Source organism: Vagococcus sp. WN80Y (assembly GCF_059621045.1).
In genome coordinates this window covers 1-17651 of record NZ_JCAQHY010000110.1, presented here as the reverse complement: position 1 = coordinate 17651, position 17651 = coordinate 1, and the positions used below count along the sequence as shown (strand labels likewise).

24 protein-coding genes are annotated in these 17651 nt (G+C 36.5%); 16 read left to right on the top strand and 8 right to left on the bottom strand.

From position 1 onward, the window contains the following. From AC5KOD_RS04280 to AC5KOD_RS04220, 13 genes are all read left to right on the top strand, one after another. Positions 1-384, top strand: a 384-nt coding sequence (locus tag AC5KOD_RS04280) for a hypothetical protein (RefSeq protein ID WP_496913296.1), incomplete at its 5' end; no start/stop codon positions are given. A gap of 34 nt (positions 385-418) precedes the next feature. Beyond that, complete coding sequence (locus AC5KOD_RS04275; RefSeq protein ID WP_496913295.1) at positions 419-934, top strand: recombinase family protein; 516 nt, start codon at positions 419-421, stop codon at positions 932-934. A gap of 15 nt (positions 935-949) precedes the next feature. Further along, entirely contained in the window at positions 950-1291 is a 342-nt protein-coding gene (locus AC5KOD_RS04270; RefSeq protein ID WP_496913294.1) for a hypothetical protein, read from the top strand. Positions 1292-1297: 6 nt separating this feature from the next. Beyond that, on the top strand, positions 1298-1612 hold the full coding sequence (locus AC5KOD_RS04265) for a recombinase family protein (RefSeq protein ID WP_496913293.1): 315 nt from the start codon (positions 1298-1300) through the stop codon (positions 1610-1612). A 337-nt stretch (positions 1613-1949) separates the two neighbouring features. Continuing rightward, positions 1950-2150: a cold-shock protein gene (locus tag AC5KOD_RS04260; RefSeq protein WP_209530128.1), complete on the top strand. Its 201-nt coding sequence runs from the start codon at positions 1950-1952 to the stop codon at positions 2148-2150. Between the two features lie 147 nt (positions 2151-2297). After that, on the top strand, positions 2298-2831 hold the full coding sequence (locus AC5KOD_RS04255; protein WP_496913292.1) for a PadR family transcriptional regulator: 534 nt from the start codon (positions 2298-2300) through the stop codon (positions 2829-2831). A gap of 82 nt (positions 2832-2913) precedes the next feature. Then, complete coding sequence (locus tag AC5KOD_RS04250) at positions 2914-3618, top strand: ABC transporter ATP-binding protein (protein WP_496913291.1); 705 nt, start codon at positions 2914-2916, stop codon at positions 3616-3618. A gap of 1 nt (position 3619) precedes the next feature. After that, positions 3620-4330: an ABC transporter permease gene (locus tag AC5KOD_RS04245; protein WP_496913290.1), complete on the top strand. Its 711-nt coding sequence runs from the start codon at positions 3620-3622 to the stop codon at positions 4328-4330. Positions 4331-4565: 235 nt separating this feature from the next. After that, positions 4566-5585 (top strand): LacI family DNA-binding transcriptional regulator, encoded by a 1020-nt coding sequence (locus tag AC5KOD_RS04240; protein WP_496913297.1) that lies wholly within the window; start codon positions 4566-4568, stop codon positions 5583-5585. 27 nt (positions 5586-5612) lie between these two features. Then, complete coding sequence (locus AC5KOD_RS04235; protein ID WP_496913289.1) at positions 5613-5789, top strand: hypothetical protein; 177 nt, start codon at positions 5613-5615, stop codon at positions 5787-5789. 78 nt (positions 5790-5867) lie between these two features. Further along, entirely contained in the window at positions 5868-6305 is a 438-nt protein-coding gene (locus AC5KOD_RS04230; RefSeq protein ID WP_496913288.1) for a MerR family transcriptional regulator, read from the top strand. Beyond that, entirely contained in the window at positions 6302-7507 is a 1206-nt protein-coding gene (locus AC5KOD_RS04225; protein WP_496913287.1) for a glycosyltransferase, read from the top strand. The genes AC5KOD_RS04230 and AC5KOD_RS04225 overlap by 4 nt, the downstream gene beginning before the upstream one ends. Before the next feature lie 169 nt (positions 7508-7676). Beyond that, the gene (locus tag AC5KOD_RS04220; RefSeq protein ID WP_496913286.1) at positions 7677-8237 is read left to right on the top strand and encodes a hypothetical protein; all 561 of its coding nucleotides are present in this window, start codon (positions 7677-7679) and stop codon (positions 8235-8237) included. Positions 8238-8338: 101 nt separating this feature from the next. Here the strand turns inward: AC5KOD_RS04220 and AC5KOD_RS04215 are convergent, their stop codons facing one another. Beyond that, positions 8339-8641 (bottom strand): hypothetical protein, encoded by a 303-nt coding sequence (locus tag AC5KOD_RS04215; RefSeq protein WP_496913285.1) that lies wholly within the window; start codon positions 8639-8641, stop codon positions 8339-8341. 133 nt (positions 8642-8774) lie between these two features. After that, positions 8775-9530, bottom strand: a complete 756-nt coding sequence (locus tag AC5KOD_RS04210) for a class I SAM-dependent DNA methyltransferase (protein ID WP_496913284.1) — start codon at positions 9528-9530, stop codon at positions 8775-8777. Between the two features lie 164 nt (positions 9531-9694). Between AC5KOD_RS04210 and AC5KOD_RS04205 the strand changes: the two genes are divergently transcribed. Beyond that, on the top strand, positions 9695-10372 hold the full coding sequence (locus AC5KOD_RS04205) for a response regulator transcription factor (RefSeq protein ID WP_496913283.1): 678 nt from the start codon (positions 9695-9697) through the stop codon (positions 10370-10372). 15 nt (positions 10373-10387) lie between these two features. Beyond that, positions 10388-11299: a sensor histidine kinase gene (locus AC5KOD_RS04200; protein WP_496913282.1), complete on the top strand. Its 912-nt coding sequence runs from the start codon at positions 10388-10390 to the stop codon at positions 11297-11299. A gap of 33 nt (positions 11300-11332) precedes the next feature. Here the strand turns inward: AC5KOD_RS04200 and AC5KOD_RS04195 are convergent, their stop codons facing one another. Both AC5KOD_RS04195 and AC5KOD_RS04190 read right to left on the bottom strand, forming a co-directional pair. Continuing rightward, positions 11333-12106 carry a DUF2705 family protein gene (locus AC5KOD_RS04195; RefSeq protein WP_496913281.1) on the bottom strand — a complete coding sequence of 258 codons (774 nt, stop codon included), beginning with the start codon at positions 12104-12106 and terminating at the stop codon, positions 11333-11335. Beyond that, the gene (locus tag AC5KOD_RS04190; RefSeq protein WP_496913280.1) at positions 12103-13053 is read right to left on the bottom strand and encodes an ABC transporter ATP-binding protein; all 951 of its coding nucleotides are present in this window, start codon (positions 13051-13053) and stop codon (positions 12103-12105) included. Before AC5KOD_RS04190 ends, AC5KOD_RS04195 begins: the two co-directional genes overlap by 4 nt. A gap of 203 nt (positions 13054-13256) precedes the next feature. Between AC5KOD_RS04190 and AC5KOD_RS04185 the strand changes: the two genes are divergently transcribed. Then, positions 13257-13592: a winged helix-turn-helix transcriptional regulator gene (locus AC5KOD_RS04185; RefSeq protein ID WP_496913279.1), complete on the top strand. Its 336-nt coding sequence runs from the start codon at positions 13257-13259 to the stop codon at positions 13590-13592. Between the two features lie 280 nt (positions 13593-13872). On the opposite strand, the gene AC5KOD_RS04180 is transcribed toward AC5KOD_RS04185, so the two are convergent. The 4 genes from AC5KOD_RS04180 to AC5KOD_RS04165 form a co-directional block, all read right to left on the bottom strand. After that, positions 13873-14013, bottom strand: coding sequence for a hypothetical protein (locus tag AC5KOD_RS04180; RefSeq protein WP_496913278.1), 141 nt, complete (start codon positions 14011-14013; stop codon positions 13873-13875). Between the two features lie 856 nt (positions 14014-14869). Next, entirely contained in the window at positions 14870-15046 is a 177-nt protein-coding gene (locus AC5KOD_RS04175) for a DUF6440 family protein (RefSeq protein ID WP_496913277.1), read from the bottom strand. A gap of 118 nt (positions 15047-15164) precedes the next feature. Beyond that, on the bottom strand, positions 15165-15515 hold the full coding sequence (locus tag AC5KOD_RS04170) for a DUF1648 domain-containing protein (RefSeq protein ID WP_496913276.1): 351 nt from the start codon (positions 15513-15515) through the stop codon (positions 15165-15167). Positions 15516-15627: 112 nt separating this feature from the next. Next, positions 15628-16296, bottom strand: coding sequence for a CPBP family intramembrane glutamic endopeptidase (locus AC5KOD_RS04165; protein WP_496913275.1), 669 nt, complete (start codon positions 16294-16296; stop codon positions 15628-15630). Positions 16297-17651: the final 1355 nt, after the last annotated feature.

Sequence of the window (17651 nt, the reverse complement as noted above, 5' to 3'; positions counted from 1 at the left end):
AGTGCTGTGCAGAAAGAATCGCGTATCACCGTTACTAAATTTAGAAAAGAGCGAAGGGCTGAGAAACGTCAGTTTAGTTGTTTTTCAAGAGACCCACACATTAGACGAGCCTATTGGACTATTTTTCAACAAGTCGCAGGGAACCGGTCGTTACGGCAAATCAGTAAAGAATCAGGCGAGTCCTTATCGACAGTGGTGCGAGTCCGTCATGAGTACCGAAAGTTACGGCAGGCGGCGTTTCTCATAGGGACCTTTTTTTTGACGATTGTCAGCTTAAAACTGAGTCAAACCTACTCATCTAATGTCTTGTTGCAAGTGGTTATTTGTGGGGTAATGACCTCATTGATTATCTACTTCACTTATTCTGATCACTTATCGGAGTGATGGTGAGGGGAAGAAAACTGGAAAGGAGCATAAGATGAGAGCAAAACGAGTGGGTTATACCGTATCTAACGAGTCGGAGCAACTCTATCAAAACGCCGACTGTCAGGAGGTCGTTCAGACGCAAGAATTAGGCGGCTGCTATGCCCAATTTGAACAGTTTCTGTTGACTTACCAGAGGTGTTCATTAGTGGTGGTGAATTTTCAAAGCGTGGGGCTTCAATTGATTCAGTGGTTGCCGTTGCTTGACTTGATTCATCGTCAAGAGATCTCCTTGCATTTTATTGAAAAACCAGTGTCATCAGATCAAGCATATTTGGATGTTCTCTTTCAGTTGGCACAGGCAGAAAAAAGCATCATTAGTCGTCGGACCTGTCAAGGCTTAAAAAAAGCCCATGCCAACGGCATGGTGAGCGGTAGACCGACCATTAGTGAGGACGTAATCCACCAAATTGAACGATTGTATCGGCAAAAGAAAACGCTACGAGAAATTTCAACTGAGTGTCAGGTTTCTTTAGGAACGGTCCATAAATACACGAAGCTAATAGAATAAAGGATTGGCCTTAAAATGAAAAAAAAGACGATTTCTTATGAGGAATACACTCATCTAAAACAAGCGGTAGAAGCCTTAAGATGGACTTGGCAGGCGTATCAGCAACAGTTTCCCGATGGCTGGTACGGGTTTAAGTATCAACCAATTCTGAGACAGGTCGTAGAAAAAGATAAGGAAGAAAGTTTATTGGCTAAGGCTCAATTTAAACCTGTTAGAAAACGTGTCAACTTATCATTAGCGGTGTATCAAGAATTGAAGGAGTTAGCGACTATTTCTCTAGAATTACAAGATGTTTTAGCCCATCCGCCTTACGGATCGGTTCCATTAATGATGAAGCCAAGCACTGAAAAGGAGTGATCAGTAATGACGATTTATGGGTATGTGAAACGTAATCAGCCACTGCCGACGAATGATCAATTAAAAATTGTCTCTGATTATCAGTGTGAGACCATTTTTATCGAGTCCTCAAAACCAGCAGAACAAGTGGAATTGTACCAGCTGTTAGAGAGGTTGATGCCAGGAGATACAATCGTGATTGCGAGCTTGCAAGTATTTGGGGAAGGACATAAGGCCGTTAGTCACGTTTTGGCGCTACTAAGGCAGAAAAAAGTGCAGCTGATTAGTTGGAGTACTCAGCTGCATTTAAATTATTATAAGCGAAGCGGTGGGCTATTATAGTAATCAGCTTAAGTGGGGATGAATACTTGAAAGTTACATAATGTTCATAAAATTATAATCGAAACCACTTGGAAAACCGATTGGCATCTATATAAGAATAATCTCTTGTGGAGTGTTTCTTCAATAAAATCAAGCATTTTTACTGTGTAGTTCATCGCTATGATAAGCTTGTTACATCTTTATTGTTGATTCTTGTTCTTATATGTGTTATAGTAATTAAAGTGGTAATTTGATTCGAATTAGGACAACGATATATAATACATATAATTTTCCTTTTATGCGTCACATTTATTGCAATACTAAACGTACAAAACGTGCGTATCAGGAGGAATTTAATATGAACAACGGTACAGTAAAATGGTTTAATGCAGACAAAGGTTTTGGTTTCATCACTCAAGAGGACGGAACTGACGTATTTGCTCATTTCTCAGAAATCCAAACAGACGGATTCAAAAGCTTAGACGAAGGTCAAGCAGTAACATTTGATGTTGAAGAAGGCCAACGTGGCTTACAAGCTGTAAAAATCTTCAAAGCATAATCGAATAAAACTTATGAAAAGCCCTATCTTAATTGATAGTGGCTTTTTTTTATGTGATGCTTCTTTTTTTATAAAAGTCTTGACGGTATTAAATTGATGGTGTATTATCGTTGTATAGTCAACGTTGAGTATATAAGGAGTGAGACAATGACACGATTACTTGTTTTAGCTTGCTTAGGATATAAGCCGATGTCAGGTTATGATATTCAAGCTATGCTAAAGTTAAATGATGCTGAGCGCTGGGCAGGAGTTTTGATTGGGTCAATTTACAATGCTTTGAAGAAGCTGGAAAAAGAGGGCTATATTGAAGTGGCAAGTATCGAACATACGGGACATCGCCAAAAGGCCATCTATCAGGTAACTGAAGCTGGGAAAGCATATGAATTAGAGCTTATCCGAGAGGCTTTAGGAAAATCTTCAGTTATTTATCCCAATGAATTGTATGCTGGACTTTCGTTTACGACTAAACTAGATCAAGCTGAAGCACTACAAGCGTTAGATAAACAGCAAGCCATCCTAGTGAAAGAATACCAAGAATTGCAAAGAGGGCAGATTGAAAAAGATCAGGCGATGTCTGGTCAAGTTGATCCAATGACCCAATTGATTTTTGAGCATATGTATTCATTAGTTAAGCTACAAAGCCAGTTTGTCGAAGATGCTCGGAAAATTATCGAAAAGTAACTCTCCTATTCAGGAGAGTTAAAAAATATCTGAATAGTCAAACTTGAGTATTCAACGGCATACAAGAAAGGAAATGATGACAATGGTGATTAAAGCAACGCATATTAGTAAAGCCTATGGGGAAAATCAGGTAGTAAAGCCATTAGATTTGACAATTGAGCAAGGAGAGGTAATTGCTTTAATAGGCGCTAACGGTTCTGGCAAATCAACAACGATTGCCATGCTTTTGGGGCTACTCCCGTCAGACGAAGGTAAGGTATCTTACTGGCGCGATGATTATAAGCAGTATCTAGGTGCACAGTTACAGTCAATGCCCTTTTTTGAGGAGTATACTACAGAAGAAAATTTGGAGATGTTTGCGGCGTTATACCGTGTTAAGTTAACAAAAGAAGAGAAAAAGGAGTTATTGATGTCGGCTAAATTATATGACGCTCGAAAAATCTTAGCAATTAAGCTTTCAGGCGGACAGCAGAAACGACTAGCTATTGCGTTGACGATGCTGCATCGACCAGAGTTGATTATTTTAGATGAGCCGACAGCGGCCCTTGATCCCAGAGCACGTCATGAAATCAAGCAGATGATAACAAGACTAGCGAATCACGGAACAACCATCCTCTTTTCGTCACATGATTTAGAAGAGGTGGGACTATTAGCAACACGATTGATTTTCATGAATGCTGGTGAAATTATTGCTAGCGGTAGTCCAGAAGAATTAGTAATTAAGTATCAGGTGGAAAATTTAGAAGCGCTATATTTAGATTTAACAGAAAGTTTGGAGGAAGTTTAGTGTGGGTAATATTTATCGGTTAACAATTAAGTCATCTGTAAGAAGTGTTCATTTCATTTTTTGGTCGGTGATTTTGCCAGTAGTAGGGCTATTACTTTTTAAATATTTTGTTGGAGAGGCGCAGATCAGATTAGTGTTTGGGGTTGTTGGCGCGAGTATCCTTTTTCAAGCGTTTATGACAAATGCTTTTACGGTTGTTTCTCAGCGTAAACGAGGTGTCCTCAATTTACTTCATATTACGTCATTGCCACTGTGGCAGTATATTTTGAGTGTATCACTGGGATGGGCGACTTTATCGTTTTTATGTGGGGGATTTAATTTAATAATTGGCTGTTATATGTTTGGTATTAAGCTGTCACTTATTAATTGGATGGTTGTTTTGCCACTGATCTTTTTGGCATCGGTGGGGTACATTTTTATGGCATATTTTACGTCAAATTTTTGTCAGACTGAAAGTCAAATGAGTATGTTAAGCAATATTGCGTTATTGCCGCTACTATTTGCTTCGACTGCGTTTTATTCGTTAGATAAGGCGCCAAAGATTATTCAATGGTTAAGCCTTATTAATCCTTTTAACTATTTTATAAAGGGATTTGAAGCTGCGATGTCTTTAGCCGCTAAGCCTTATTTGATCGCTCTTTTATTTCTATTCGTATTTTTTGTGGGGCAATTTTATTTGACAACACGAACTTTTCATTATCAAAATCGTTAAAGAATAGCCTAGAAGAAGTCAGTTTTGAACTTCACTAGGCTATTTACGACTTAGTTGACCAATTATAGTAATCGTTAAGGAGCTTCTGCTTATTTTTTTGAAAGTCTAGTTTCTCCCAGCTAGCTATGCTAAACTTTATTCATAAGCAAGAAAAAATTAAGTATAGGGGAAGAGAGTGGGGCTACGTATGGTTGCTAAAGTCGCAATCAAAAGTGGAATCAATTTCGTGTGGGAAATGAGAGTAACAATAAAAGATATTGCTAAGCTAGCAGATGTGTCTATTACGACAGTTTCTCAAGTGTTAAATGGGAAAGGTAAGCGCTTTTCAGAAGAGACACGCCAAAAAGTAATGAAAGCAGTTGCGGAGACAGATTATCGGCCTGATTATTTTGCTAAAAATATGGTTAACCCTCAATCTAAAACGATTGGTGTGATTGTACCTGATATTACCAATTTATTTTTTTCAAAGGTAATCGAAGGAATTGAGATGGCTTTAATTGAAAGGGGTTATGTGATTTTATTATGTGACTCACATTACTCAATTGAAAATGAAAAAAATTATTTATCTGAGTTACTGGATCGAGCGGTTCAAGGAGTCATTTTGGCAACGCCTAATGCGATTGAATTGGATAAGTTATTAGAAGATAAAATACATCAGATCTTTCCTTATGTGTTATTGGATAGGGGGCTTAACAAGCGCGGTGGTGGCAATATTTTGGTGGATGAGTATGCTGGCGCCTATGAGGCTGTTTCGTATTTAATTGAATTAGGTCACAAACGTATTGGGATGCTGGCAAATGATAGTCGGTTTTATGAGATGGTTGATCGAACAGATGCGTATCGTCAGTGCTTATTGGACCATCAGTTGGAAATTCGTGAGGAATGGATTGTCGATAATACAGTAACAATCGAAGGTGGCTATCAGGCGACCAAGGAATTACTAACAAAGGCTGATATTAGTGCGTTATTTTGTGGAAATGATGAGATGGCGATTGGGGCATATCGTGCTATTTTTGAAGCGGGATTGAGCATACCTGCTGATATTTCTGTGATTGGGTATGATGGCTTGGAAATTACGACCTATCTAACGCCTTCTTTAACGACGGTCTATCAACCCGCAGATGGGATTGGACGAGCCGCGGCTGAGATTTTAGTGGAGGCAATTGAGGGAGTTAGTGAGAGCTATCCAAATAAGTTGTTTTCAACCAAGTTACTTAAACGTGAAAGTACGGCAGTTTTTAAAGAAATAGAATAGTTGTTAGTAAAGAGAGAGGGTGACCGTATGAACGAGACAAAATGGTATCAGAAGAAGGGCGTGTACATTCCCATTGCGATTGTTTTAGGGATACTAGGTGTTGGCGCAAGTCTTGTAACATTGATTGATGTTGAGGTTGAAGATGAGCTTAATCCGGATTACTACAAAGAAGAAGATCAGCCGTTGTTCACTCATAAGCACTAATGCAAACAGGGGTTCACCAAACCTTCTTGACTTTCAACTTAGGTTTAATGATAAACTGTTGAAAAGGAGTTGAAGTTAATGTCAGGTAAATCTATAAAAGAAACGGCAAAGGAACTTAAATTATCAAAATCGGCTTTACGTTATTATGAAAAAGTCAATTTGGTTCAACCACTAAGAACCGAAAGTGGCTATCGGAAGTATAAAGAGTGGGATGTACTCATGATAAAATACATTTTGGTGTTAAAATATGGCGGGTTTAGTTTAGAAGAAATTCAATCGGTCCTATTGTTTATTCAAAGTGATTCTACTGAAAACTGTTTACTTGAAACAGAGAAATTAATTCAGATTAAAACAAGAGAGTTTCAAAAGAAAATTAATTACTACCATCAGATGCTGACTATTTTTGAGACTATTTCAGACTTGGGAAAGATTGATTCTGAGGTTGAAAAAGAACTGGATGGTTATGTGGAAAAGCTCTACATGGAATTGCATCAGAATGAAGGATTCCTATCATGAAAAAACTTTTATTTGCACCAGAAACCTTTAATTTGGCTGAGACGACACGTATGATTGAAGTTGCAAAAGAGTGTAGCAGTGAGGCTGAATGTGTCTTCATGGGGTACAATGATAGATTTTCTCACTATATTGAAAAAGCTGGTTTTCGCTTTCATTTATTGTCACCTTATTTGGCAGATGACACGATCACTAAAATAATGGACTTTGATCAAGGGCGCAGTATGAAGCTCCCTTTTTCGTATGATATGTTGAAAGAAAGAATTGCCAATGAACAGGCTCTTATAGATGAACTTCAAGTTGACGGTATTGTTATTGGTAGTACAATGAGTCTATTTATTAGCGCTAGAGTGAAAAATATCCCATTAGTTTACGTCAAGCCTTATGCGTATTCAAGGTCTTGGATAGAGAGTCCTCAATTTATGAAAACCTCTCCTGTAATTGTTAAAAAGTTAGTTAGAAAATTAATTTTATCTATTAGTTATCTACCTAAAGATATAAGAAAACTTATAAAAGAGTATGGGGTAGAAAAGAATTTTCCGACAATTATTGATGCTTTAGATGCAGATTTGAATTGTATTACAACACCAGAAATCTTAACAGGTAATCCTGTTTTAGCAAAGAACAGTGTGTATGTGGGACCGATATTTGCAGATCTACCAGAAGAAATTCCTGATGGCTTGGATCAGCTGTTTCGAGAAGCGACAGAACCGATTATCTTTTGTAGTATGGGAAGTTCTGGAGATAGTGAAACGGTCTATCAGTTACTTAAAAACTTTGATGGATTGCCAGTGCAGGTAGTAAGTCCGATGAGGAGCTATCTTTCAACGAAACAAATCCAATCTCTGCCTTCAACTATTCATTTGTTCGATTGGTTACCAGCAAAACAAATTCAGCGCATGGTGAAAGCCTCAGTGCTTCATGGTGGCGAGGGAACGGTTCAAACAGCATGTGTGTCTGGCAAGCCATTTATTGGGGTGGGGCTACAAAAAGAGCAAGAATACAACATACGCTGTTGCGTGGACTATGGAAATGCTATTCAAATCAAGAGAAAGCAGTTAGATAAGCCGTACCATTTTAAAGAGGCTATGGATCAGTTACTTAAAAATCCAAGCTATCAAAAACAAGCAACAAATTTACAAAAAGAACTAGAACCAATCGAGGGGAGTAAGCTAGCAGCTCAAGCTATTTTTGAATTAATATAAGACCTATGTGATATCAACCTCATGTCGATATCACATGGGTCTAAGTTTTTTATGTTAGTTATAGTGAGAAGTGTGGCAAAAAATAGCTAGTGACGGAATTGTCACTATTAATTTATTGGAAATCACGCTAAAATTTACTTATCAACAAGTAACGGATGGAGGGATAAAAATGACAGATCTGAGAGCGGAAGAAATTAAGGCAAACTTTGCTTTATATCAAGAAGAAATTAGAATTCATTTGATGGCTTCACTAAAAAAAATCTCTAAGGGAATGTGGCGATCTTATTTTCCAATAAATTGTGTGTTAGTGCTAGCGGCAATGCTATTTAACCAATTGCCGACAGTCCCTAATTGGTTAAGACTAGGCGTAAGTGTGTATGCGGCGTTATTTATCTTGTTTACTTTTGTGATTTGTTGGCAGCATTTTTATCTACAGCAAAAGGTTAGTCATAATTATTCAAAATGGAAAGATCAAACCTTAATTAAAATGATTCAAGAGGAGACAGAACTTGAGTTACTTAAGGTGACAGAGGATTATTTCTATTTAGCTATCAGGACATCAAAGAAGCCGAAAATTGTCAGAATTCCCAAGGATAGAATCGTGAAATTTGCGAGTGACAATGAAGACCGCTGCTTGCAGCTAATTGAGTTTGATACAAATAAGGATAAGAAAAAATGTCTAGTGAGAGGAGTTGCTCTTTATTATTTGCCAGCAGACTTTTTTAGTTAAACAGTCTGCTGACACAAAATGAGGGACATATGTCACATGAAAAAGTTGTGACGGTTAATTGATAGTAAGAAGATTATGTTACGAGTTAAAGTTGGCCAAATCTAGTTGCCTGCTTCTTTTTCCATGGTAGCAACGACATTCTTCAGTTGCTCAGTAATGGCCACACACTCGTTTAAATAATCGTATTGTTCACTTGAAATTAGGACTTTGTTGAATTGTTTGGAATAATTGACTTTGGTAACTTCTTCAAAGCGATCATGGGTAATAAAATCGCGAATGAAGAAGGAGTGCTCGAAATTAATTTTGCCCTCTGTATCCATTCCTCTAAAGATGTGCCAATAATAACTTAAATACTTTGCGCTACTTTTTAAATCTTCGAATTCGTCTTTAGAAATTTTTATCATGTCATGCCTCACCTTTCTCAATTTCCTAATTGGATACCTCTAGTATAAGAGCAGTTCTGTTTAACTGCAACCAATATGGGGGATGTTTAGAAAAGCGTTAGTTTTTAGGTGACGAGTGATATGAAAAAAGGTGTTATTTCCTTGCTTCAAAAGTGAGGGTCTGATTGCTGTCTATAGGTTTTTTACCATAGTCATAATCAGCGCTGATGGTGATGTCTTTGAACCCTGTTTGTTCAAGTAATAATCGAAATTCAGTTAAGCCGTACCAACGTAATAGAAGTTGCTGCAGCTCAGTGGCTATTAATTGACCTTCCTGCCATTTTTCATACTTTAAGTGAGTGATTGTTTCTTGTCGCAACCAATCGATGCTGATGGTTTTTTGTTCCAAAGTGATGCCTTCTGTTTCTGATAACGGGTGAACGGAGGTGGTGACCTCACCTAGTTCTGGATAGAAGGGCAAATCTAGCTCAATGATGACACGACCGGTAGGTAAGAGATGGTCGTAAAAGTTTTTCAGCACAGTAATTGCGAGCTCTTCAGTCTCTAATAAACAGAAGCTAGCAGTTGGCATGATGATTGCTTCATAACGGGTTTCTGTCTTAAAGCGGGCTAAGTCCGCATGATAAAGAGTCGTTTCTAAGCCGTAGTGAGTTAAGTGTGTCTGGCAAATGGCGAGCATTTCAGCTGATTGGTCGACACCCTCAATCTTAAACCCTTCTTCTAATAGTGGCAGGAGCATGCGACCAGTTCCAACCCCAGCTTCTAAAACGTGACCTAAAACTCCCGTTAAGCGTTCTTGATAGTAATCAATATCACCATTAAGAGAACTGCCGATTGGTTTAGTTAAGTCATATACTTCTGTGGCAAGTGGTCCATAATTTTTAAACAAGACGATCGCCTTCTTTCATAAAAATTTTATCTATCTGTTAATTATACGTGATGAGTGGCGTAATGTGTATCATCATTCGTTTTGTCGATTTAAAATGTTCTATTAATGAGGAGAAAATAATGATAAACTTGTATAAAAGGAATTATTAATGAGAGGAAATAGGGATGAAAAAAATATTATTAGTGGAAGACGATACGGAGATCAGCCAATTGTTGACTACCGTTTTAAGTAGTGATTATCAAGTAACACCCGCGTATTCTGGAACAGAGGGCTTACTTCAGTTTGCCCATCAAGACTTTGATTTAGTGATTTTAGATATCATGCTCTCAGGCAAGACTGGGGAAGAGGTTCTAGTGGAGATTCGTGAAAAATCAGCGATTCCAATTGTAATGTTAACAGCTTTAAGTGACAAGAAGATGATCAGTGATTTCTTATTAAAAGGGGCGGATGATTATTTGACGAAGCCTTTTGATATTGATGAGCTGCGAGCACGTATAGCGGTACAAATTAGACGGACGGGGCAGTCGCAAGTGGTTGAAGAGACGGTGACCTGTTATAAAAATATTCAGTTGGCTGAGGATATGTTTCAATTGATTCGAGATGATGAGAGTGTCCAGCTGGCTAAAAAGGAATTTTTGATTTTCCAACTATTGGTTAATCATCCAAACAAAATTTATACAAAAGAGGATTTGTATGAAAAAGTTTGGGGAGAGCCTTATTTTGGCGATGAAAATACTGTAAATGTTCACATTAGTAATTTAAGAAAAAAATTGCAAAAGCTAGATGATGAGACGCCATATATAGAAACAGTTTGGAGCTTAGGGGTTAAATTAGCTAAATAGAAATGGAGTGAGTGAATGAATGTTTTAACTATTATAGGGTGGTTAGTGGCAATAATCGCAGTCGCTTATATCCTTTTTCTACAAATGGAGCTGCGAAATGTTTGGCGCCAACTCACACAAATCAGGAAACAGCCGACCAATGCTGAGCTGCGTTTATCATCTAAGAGCGCTATTTTTGTTAAATTGGCAATGGAAATAAATGAGCTATTACGGCAAAATAAAGACACGTATCAAGAGATGCAACGAAGCTCGGAGCAGTTTGATGTTGCGATCAATAATATTGCCCATGATCTAAGAACGCCGTTGACTGTGGCAAGTGGTTACAGCCAATACTTGAGTCAACATCAAGAAATAGGTCAAGAGCAAAGGGCTGATTTATTAGCTAAAATCAATACGAATTTAAAGGATGTCGAAGGCAAACTAGAGGAGCTTTTAACATACAATCGTATCTCAGAACAACAAGTAGAAGTCGTGTTAGAGAGAGTTAACCTTTCGAAACTATTAGAGGAGCAATTGTTTAATTATTTTGAGACTTTTAAAGAAAAAGACATTGAGCTAGAGGTGGCAATTGAGCCCAATGTTATGCTAGTGACAGACCAAAAACTCATAACTCGGGTGATTCAAAATGCCTTGGGAAATATCTTGACTCATGGTGAACAACAGGCGGCTATTCGCTTAGTTACTCATGAGGATGGGTTAAGCTTAACCTTAACCTTCAGCAATCAAACGAGTCAAGTTATCACAAATTATCAGCGATTGTTTGATCGCTTTTATACAGAGGATCTTTCTCGTAAAGGGAAAAATGCGGGGTTAGGTTTGTATATTATCAAGGAATTAACGACATTGCTTGGTGGAGTGGTTGAGTTGAGCGGTGAGGAAAAAAGATTTGATGTGGTTGTAAGCTTAACAAAAGAAAGAGAAACGTAACTAGGCTAACTAGCGACGTTTCTCTTTCTTTTGTTATAGTTCTCGTTTTTTAAAGGCCAGTAGGCTAATACTGAGCATTCCGATAATTATTAGCCCAGCTGCGAGAAGAGACATACGTATGTCTGATGAATTAAGCCCAATTTGAGATAGTTCATCAGCGTTGTATTGGAAATTAGTATATTGTAGTACGACATTATCAGGAAAACTTAAATTTAGAATCGAAATAAATATGGGCGTAAGAATTCCCGTTAAAACGCCAGCAACTGTACTACCACTGAGATATAAAACAAAAGTAGCGATTGCGATAATCGCTGAAAGTAGGACGAATTGGCTTAGAAATATTTGGCAGATATCAATAATAAACGCTGGACTTAACTCATCGCCGACGCCATTTAAAAGCGTTCCTAGTCCAAAAGATAGGACATAAAAATAAGCGAGTTGGAGTAGTGTGGCACAGGTTAGTGTTAAGTATTTAGCAAAAAAGTAGCGTTGACGAGAGACACCAACCGTTAGGATATTTTTATAGGTTTGCTTTGAGAAATCATGGCCAACAATAATCACAAGCAAAGGCAGTATAATATATATCAGAAAGGAGCTCATTGTGCTCATCATTTGAAGTGCAACGATTCCCGTCCAAATGGCGATATCTGCAGTTGGAGTTGAGGTTTCTATATCACTAATGCCAACCGAAGCTGTTGCTTGAGTAACAACACTGATAATGATGAAGGCAGTTAGAATGATTTGGGCAATCCAAAAGCCTTTGGTGTATTTTAAGCGATAAAAATCAGCGCGCAAGGTGTTAATCATTTGAGTTCCTCCCAAGAGTTAGTCGGTTGAGTGATTGAGCTCTTTTTTTCAATAAGTTGGGTGAAATATGTTTCTAAATCTGTACCAACAGTATGAAGTGAGCTGACACGAATCCCAGCAGTAATGAGTTGTTGTAGGATATCGGCGGTGTCACCTTGAAAATCATAAATATTAATTTCATTCTGTGAGACCACTTTAAAGTCGCAGTGAAAGTAATCTCTTAGTATATGACTGCCATGATAGGGATCATCTAAGACAATGTGAACGATGTCCCGACAGAGCTCTTCAAAATCAGCTTTGCAGATTTCTTCTAGGAGTTCTCCTTCGTGAATAATTCCAAACCGATTAGCCACGTGATAAAGCTCAGATAAGATGTGACTTGAGATTATAATTGTCATACTATGTTCTCTATTCAAGGTTAGAAGAAGCTCGCGAAATTCTACAATTGAGATGGGGTCTAGTCCGTTTATGGGTTCGTCAAGAATCAATAAATCGGGTTTACTAATTAGTGCGATGGCTATACCAAGTTTTTGTTTCATACCAAGAGAAAAGTGTTTGTATTTCTTTTTACCTGTGTCGCTTAAACCGACTAGCTTTAGAGTATCTTGGATATCTTTTTTATTTACTACGCCTCGTAATTTGCAGTAGTAGGTTAGGTTTTGCTCGGCGGTTAATTGTTCGTAAGCGACAGGGGTTTCGATCACACTGCCTGTTCGTGCTAATTTTTTAATATAGTCGTGCTGATTGTCAGAATTAAAGAGCTGGATATGACCGTTTGTTTGTTCAGCTAATCCAGTAATTATTTTGAGTAGCGTTGTTTTTCCTGCACCATTACGTCCGATTAGGCCATAAATATCGCCTCTTTTTATGGATAAAGACACATTTTTTAAGGCCCATTGCTTAGGGTATTTTTTTGATAGTTGATTAACAGTTAAGACTGTTTCCATAGGGGTCGCCTCCAGATTTACTTTACACGATAAATACTACAGTTTGGGTGTTAATGGTCTCTAAAGTAAATCTTAAGTGTTTATTAAGTCTAGACGATTTACGAAAGAAAGTTGAGCTAGGTCTCATTTATTATTAGTGCTAAATTTAGTGTAATGCTATAATTGTATTATAAGTTACATTAGGATACTAATGCAAGGAGTGGATGTCTGTGACTAAAACTATTCCCGCCTGTCCAGTTGAAGCAACTTTAAGTTTGATTGGCAATCGGTGGAAAATTATTATTTTAAGAGAATTAATGAGAGAAACAAAACGGTTTGGTGAATTAAAAAAAGGGGTAGGACAGATTAGCCAAAAGGTGTTAACATCAAATTTACGAGAAATGGAAGCAGATGGTTTAGTCAATCGAGTGGTCTTTGCAGAAGTGCCGCCTCGCGTGGAGTATTCTTTAACAGAGACTGGTCGGAGCTTGCATAGTGTGCTGGATGCGATGTCCGATTGGGGCGAGGGGTATCAGAAATTAGTTGGTGTTAATAAGTAAGTAAAAGAAGAGTACTGACAGCATTAAGTTTGTTGTCGGTACTCTTTTTGTTTTAGATTTTATGAGTGTTGCGATAGCTTGAAGGGGCAACGAAAATGGATACAGGACATTAAGTTTATTCCAATTTTTATCAAAAGAAAAAGCCCAGCCATAAAGGCAAGGCTAAAAAGTGGGTAAGGCTAGCAGGGGATCCGATTTACCAATGGCGTTCGCTGTGCGAATGTAGGATGGTTTATAAAGCAATTCAACAGCTTCAATAGTGCGCTCTTTTCCGTTGGAATCAATATAAAAGTACGATACTCCCATAAATATAGGTAATTAACGTATTAACAGATAAAGAATCTCCTTTTGCTAGTTTAACAACGTAAATACTTTCAACACCGTCATGATTAAGACAAATCTTTGTGATTTGATGCCTCATTACTGTCATCTCCTTTAGATGCAATAATTATGATTCATGATTGGTAAAGAGTAACACGCGTACAGCTATCTGAGTGGTAAGTAATATCTCTGACAAGTCAGAGTGACAAATATTCAACTATCCTCACCTTACTTTTAATAAATTTTATCATTTTATTTGGAATAAGAAGACTTTTTTTACTATATGAAAATTGGAAATATAGAATGAATAAAAGAGGATAGATCCTATAAAAAATCTTTTTATTGAAATATGTCTAAAATATTTAAAGAAGTTTAATTGAAAGAAGAGCACCCAATAGAAATGCAAAAAGCTGCTTGTTTGAAAAATAAATGAAACAGTGAGTGATTATGCTGATATAGCTATTATTTATGTTATTTAAAGAAAAAAACTCAACCTGTTCAAATCTGCAAAAGCGTACATGGGAATGCTTGTCATTGTTATGTTATTAATAGGGATAGTAGCTATAACTGCTATTATTATGGTTTTTTACAAGAAGTTACAATTGCTAGAGCTGTTGTTACCAACCTGTCCGCCTTTCACGTATAACTAACATTAAGAATAGGAAAAAGTTGTTATTAAACTTGATTTTAGCCAAAAGTAACCGTGATACAGCTAGTCTTTCTCTTAGTCTAGTTGTATCACGGTTATTTAAATCTGTCCAATAGGGCTTGTGCCTTAAAAGCTGCTAGCTTACCTCTAAACAGTTATAACAATTTCGAAAGTTTATTAGAAATTGCTTAGGATTAGTGTTTATGACAGTTTTCTAAAGGGCGAGAGTGGTAATTTAGCCAACTTATGGTCAATTTAATAAGTGAATAAGGTATTAACAATTTTTGCTTGATAACGTCAGTAGCTGTTAGTCTTTTGGCTGAGTATATAGTTTTCCATCTGGCATAAGCAGAGGGGTGATTCCAGTTCCAGCAGCATTAGAGGCTAAAAGGTACAGAACACCGGTAGTTGTATCTGTAATAACTTGAACTGAGGTTGATAAACCGGTTACTTTTTGTGTTTCAACTACAAATCTGTTTGACATAATTAACACTCCTTATTGTTTTATACTTAGAAGTATATCATCAAAATAGGAGGGAAGCATCGGACTTAAGTAGGATGATAATTGAGCTTTAAAAGCTATCTATCTATGAGTGGCGGAATCAGATCAACGAAAAATAAAAAATATAAGCATCAATAATTCCTATCCAACAAATGATTTGAACTATACTTAATAGTAGTTTTTGAATAGTTGTGCTGATTGAGAATGTTTGAAACCACACGCTTAATCGAGTTTCATCGCATATAACGGCCAAAATAATGAATAGGACCGGAAATAACCAAATAGTCGATTTATTTCCAAGATTATCTGGTTGCAAGAAAAGATTAAAATGTGATGGGATTGTCGCTGGAAGTTTAGGATATAGATAAAGACTGATTATAAAAAAGATACTGGCTAATCCCCAATTTAAATGAGTAAGTGCGTTATATTTGTTACTTAATCGTGCTAACATATAGGTCTTCCCTTCATTTTTCTCTACAATTTAATTATATCACTTTTAGTTTTAATTAAGGTGATTTTTACTCTAGCGTAATTAGGTGGCCAACGTTAACGATGATAACTGATTATAAAGATAAAGAACCATCAACAAAAAGGACTAAATAGGAAAGTAGTAAAGGAAATAGGTTATAAAGAAGATGTAAAATAATGGCGCATTCTAATCGATTAGTTTTTTTGTAAATTAAGGTAAAAACTAATGACGGGATAAGATAGCTTAGAAATGAATTCAAAGTTAAATCATTGACAGAAGTAATGTGTAAACTTGTAAAGAGTAATGAACTAACAAGAACGCCGGTAAGAGATTTATTAAATATATGTTGATAAATAAATCCTCTGAAAATTATTTCTTCAAAAAAAGGTGCAGATAATAATGCTATAGACATCAAAGGCAATGATTTTTCTAAATCATTTAAAATTGCTTGTTGATTTTCAGGCGTGGCACTTGGCAAAAATACACTAATTAAGATGTTACTTAATAGTATGAGTGCTAGACAAGAAAAAATGAGTTTCCACTGGTTTTTAGTTATTTTCTGAGTAAGGTTCAACAAGTTATTTTGTTTACTGATTAACTCAAAGATTGTGATAAGCGCTCCTGATAAAAAGAATAAAATGAGTGTGAGTAAGAGGCTGTTATGAGAATTAATAATAGTTGTAAAGTATGCCGCTAAAATAGTGAATAAGGTGCTAAAAATGAATAGAGCGATAGGTAGGGCTATTTTTTTTAAGTAGGTCATAAAAACTCCTTTTATCATTTTTTAGTAATAATTAATAGTATATGGAAAAATGATTATTAAGTTAATAAGACTTTAGTCTTAAGTTTGACAGTAAATAAAGGCGAGATAGTCAGCATTTTCTCATATCATTATAATTAGAAACGGACATTGGATTTGTTATTATTTAGATGATTTTTTTCGCGTCTTCGCTTGATGCCTTGATTTTGGTTGGCCAATTATGTGTACAAATAAAGAGTAAATTAAAAGATATAGAATAACGAAACAAAAATAAAAGTTAATTTTTGGAAATAGAGCCATCAGTACTCCTGTTATAAGTAATGCTATTAGAGCAAACATTTTATAATCAGTTTGTTGTAATTTCATATTATCCCTCCATATTAGTGTGGTGTAAAAAAGGTAGACAGATAGCCATGAATGTTTTGATTAATTTTAATCGACGAACCATCTTCGATACATAAATTCCAAAAAGTTTTTTGTAAAGGGATAGTGATTATTTTTTGGAATAACTGAATCAATCTTACAGTTTGGACACAAGGCAGTTTTATCTAATCGATCATCTATCCATTCGGAAATATCGTCATAATGGAACAGCCTACAGCAATAAAAACAAGCGCAAGCACCAGCACCAGAACTTTCAAGAAGTGTTTTATTGTTAATTGAAAATTTATGAGCGCTTTTTGAACAGTTAGACCAGTCGCTGAAGTTAGTGATAATCATCCTCTCATTTATAAGATTAAATATGATGGGGTGCTTGTACAAACATTTAATTACTAAAGTCACTTGTGAAGAGGACTGTCAAAACGAATATGATATATGCAGCGAAAGTCATAGGGATTAATAAAATTATTCCAGTAACGATAAACACAAGTCGCTTATTTTGGATTCCTTTTACTATCAATGCGATACATGGAAAAAGAACAATAAGTGGGAGGATGAAGGGCAATATATTTGGCAATGGAGTTTCTCCGTTTCGTAGGAAGTTTAACTATATTATAGCATGGTTACTATTTCTTAAATAATGGAGAATTGACTAGTGCTAATTTTTCAAATTACTAAGCTTTACGAGGCTACAAGTTGCTCTTCCGTTGAAAATGAAACAAGACAAGTACCAAGAGTGTGATGTAAAGCATATAAGCTAAGAAAGCGAGTGAAATTAAGATAATACAAAAGTGAATAGCTTGCATAATAATAACATAATTGCTCAAAATAACACTCTTTTCTGAGTATTGTAGCATATTGGATCTAAGTCAATATCTTGGACACTTTTTGGGAGACTTTTTTGAAAAATGTCACTTTGAGAGTGTGCCATCGTTTCCCATCCCCCTCAAGCCCAAATCGCTTGACCGCTATGGGTA

Coding starts and splice junctions, on each gene's coding strand:
- AC5KOD_RS04255 (WP_496913292.1), top strand. CDS start 2,298: ATGACACGATTACTTGTTTTAGCTTGCTTAGGATATAAGCCGATGTCA.
- AC5KOD_RS04265 (WP_496913293.1), top strand. CDS start 1,298: ATGACGATTTATGGGTATGTGAAACGTAATCAGCCACTGCCGACGAAT.
- AC5KOD_RS04250 (WP_496913291.1), top strand. CDS start 2,914: ATGGTGATTAAAGCAACGCATATTAGTAAAGCCTATGGGGAAAATCAG.
- AC5KOD_RS04170 (WP_496913276.1), bottom strand. CDS start 15,515: ATGTTAGCACGATTAAGTAACAAATATAACGCACTTACTCATTTAAAT.
- AC5KOD_RS04230 (WP_496913288.1), top strand. CDS start 5,868: ATGTCAGGTAAATCTATAAAAGAAACGGCAAAGGAACTTAAATTATCA.
- AC5KOD_RS04200 (WP_496913282.1), top strand. CDS start 10,388: ATGAATGTTTTAACTATTATAGGGTGGTTAGTGGCAATAATCGCAGTC.
- AC5KOD_RS04235 (WP_496913289.1), top strand. CDS start 5,613: ATGAACGAGACAAAATGGTATCAGAAGAAGGGCGTGTACATTCCCATT.
- AC5KOD_RS04185 (WP_496913279.1), top strand. CDS start 13,257: ATGTCTGTGACTAAAACTATTCCCGCCTGTCCAGTTGAAGCAACTTTA.
- AC5KOD_RS04175 (WP_496913277.1), bottom strand. CDS start 15,046: ATGTCAAACAGATTTGTAGTTGAAACACAAAAAGTAACCGGTTTATCA.
- AC5KOD_RS04260 (WP_209530128.1), top strand. CDS start 1,950: ATGAACAACGGTACAGTAAAATGGTTTAATGCAGACAAAGGTTTTGGT.
- AC5KOD_RS04275 (WP_496913295.1), top strand. CDS start 419: ATGAGAGCAAAACGAGTGGGTTATACCGTATCTAACGAGTCGGAGCAA.
- AC5KOD_RS04190 (WP_496913280.1), bottom strand. CDS start 13,053: ATGGAAACAGTCTTAACTGTTAATCAACTATCAAAAAAATACCCTAAG.
- AC5KOD_RS04270 (WP_496913294.1), top strand. CDS start 950: ATGAAAAAAAAGACGATTTCTTATGAGGAATACACTCATCTAAAACAA.
- AC5KOD_RS04180 (WP_496913278.1), bottom strand. CDS start 14,013: ATGAGGCATCAAATCACAAAGATTTGTCTTAATCATGACGGTGTTGAA.
- AC5KOD_RS04195 (WP_496913281.1), bottom strand. CDS start 12,106: ATGATTAACACCTTGCGCGCTGATTTTTATCGCTTAAAATACACCAAA.
- AC5KOD_RS04220 (WP_496913286.1), top strand. CDS start 7,677: ATGACAGATCTGAGAGCGGAAGAAATTAAGGCAAACTTTGCTTTATAT.
- AC5KOD_RS04225 (WP_496913287.1), top strand. CDS start 6,302: ATGAAAAAACTTTTATTTGCACCAGAAACCTTTAATTTGGCTGAGACG.
- AC5KOD_RS04165 (WP_496913275.1), bottom strand. CDS start 16,296: ATGACCTACTTAAAAAAAATAGCCCTACCTATCGCTCTATTCATTTTT.
- AC5KOD_RS04240 (WP_496913297.1), top strand. CDS start 4,566: ATGAGAGTAACAATAAAAGATATTGCTAAGCTAGCAGATGTGTCTATT.
- AC5KOD_RS04215 (WP_496913285.1), bottom strand. CDS start 8,641: ATGATAAAAATTTCTAAAGACGAATTCGAAGATTTAAAAAGTAGCGCA.
- AC5KOD_RS04205 (WP_496913283.1), top strand. CDS start 9,695: ATGAAAAAAATATTATTAGTGGAAGACGATACGGAGATCAGCCAATTG.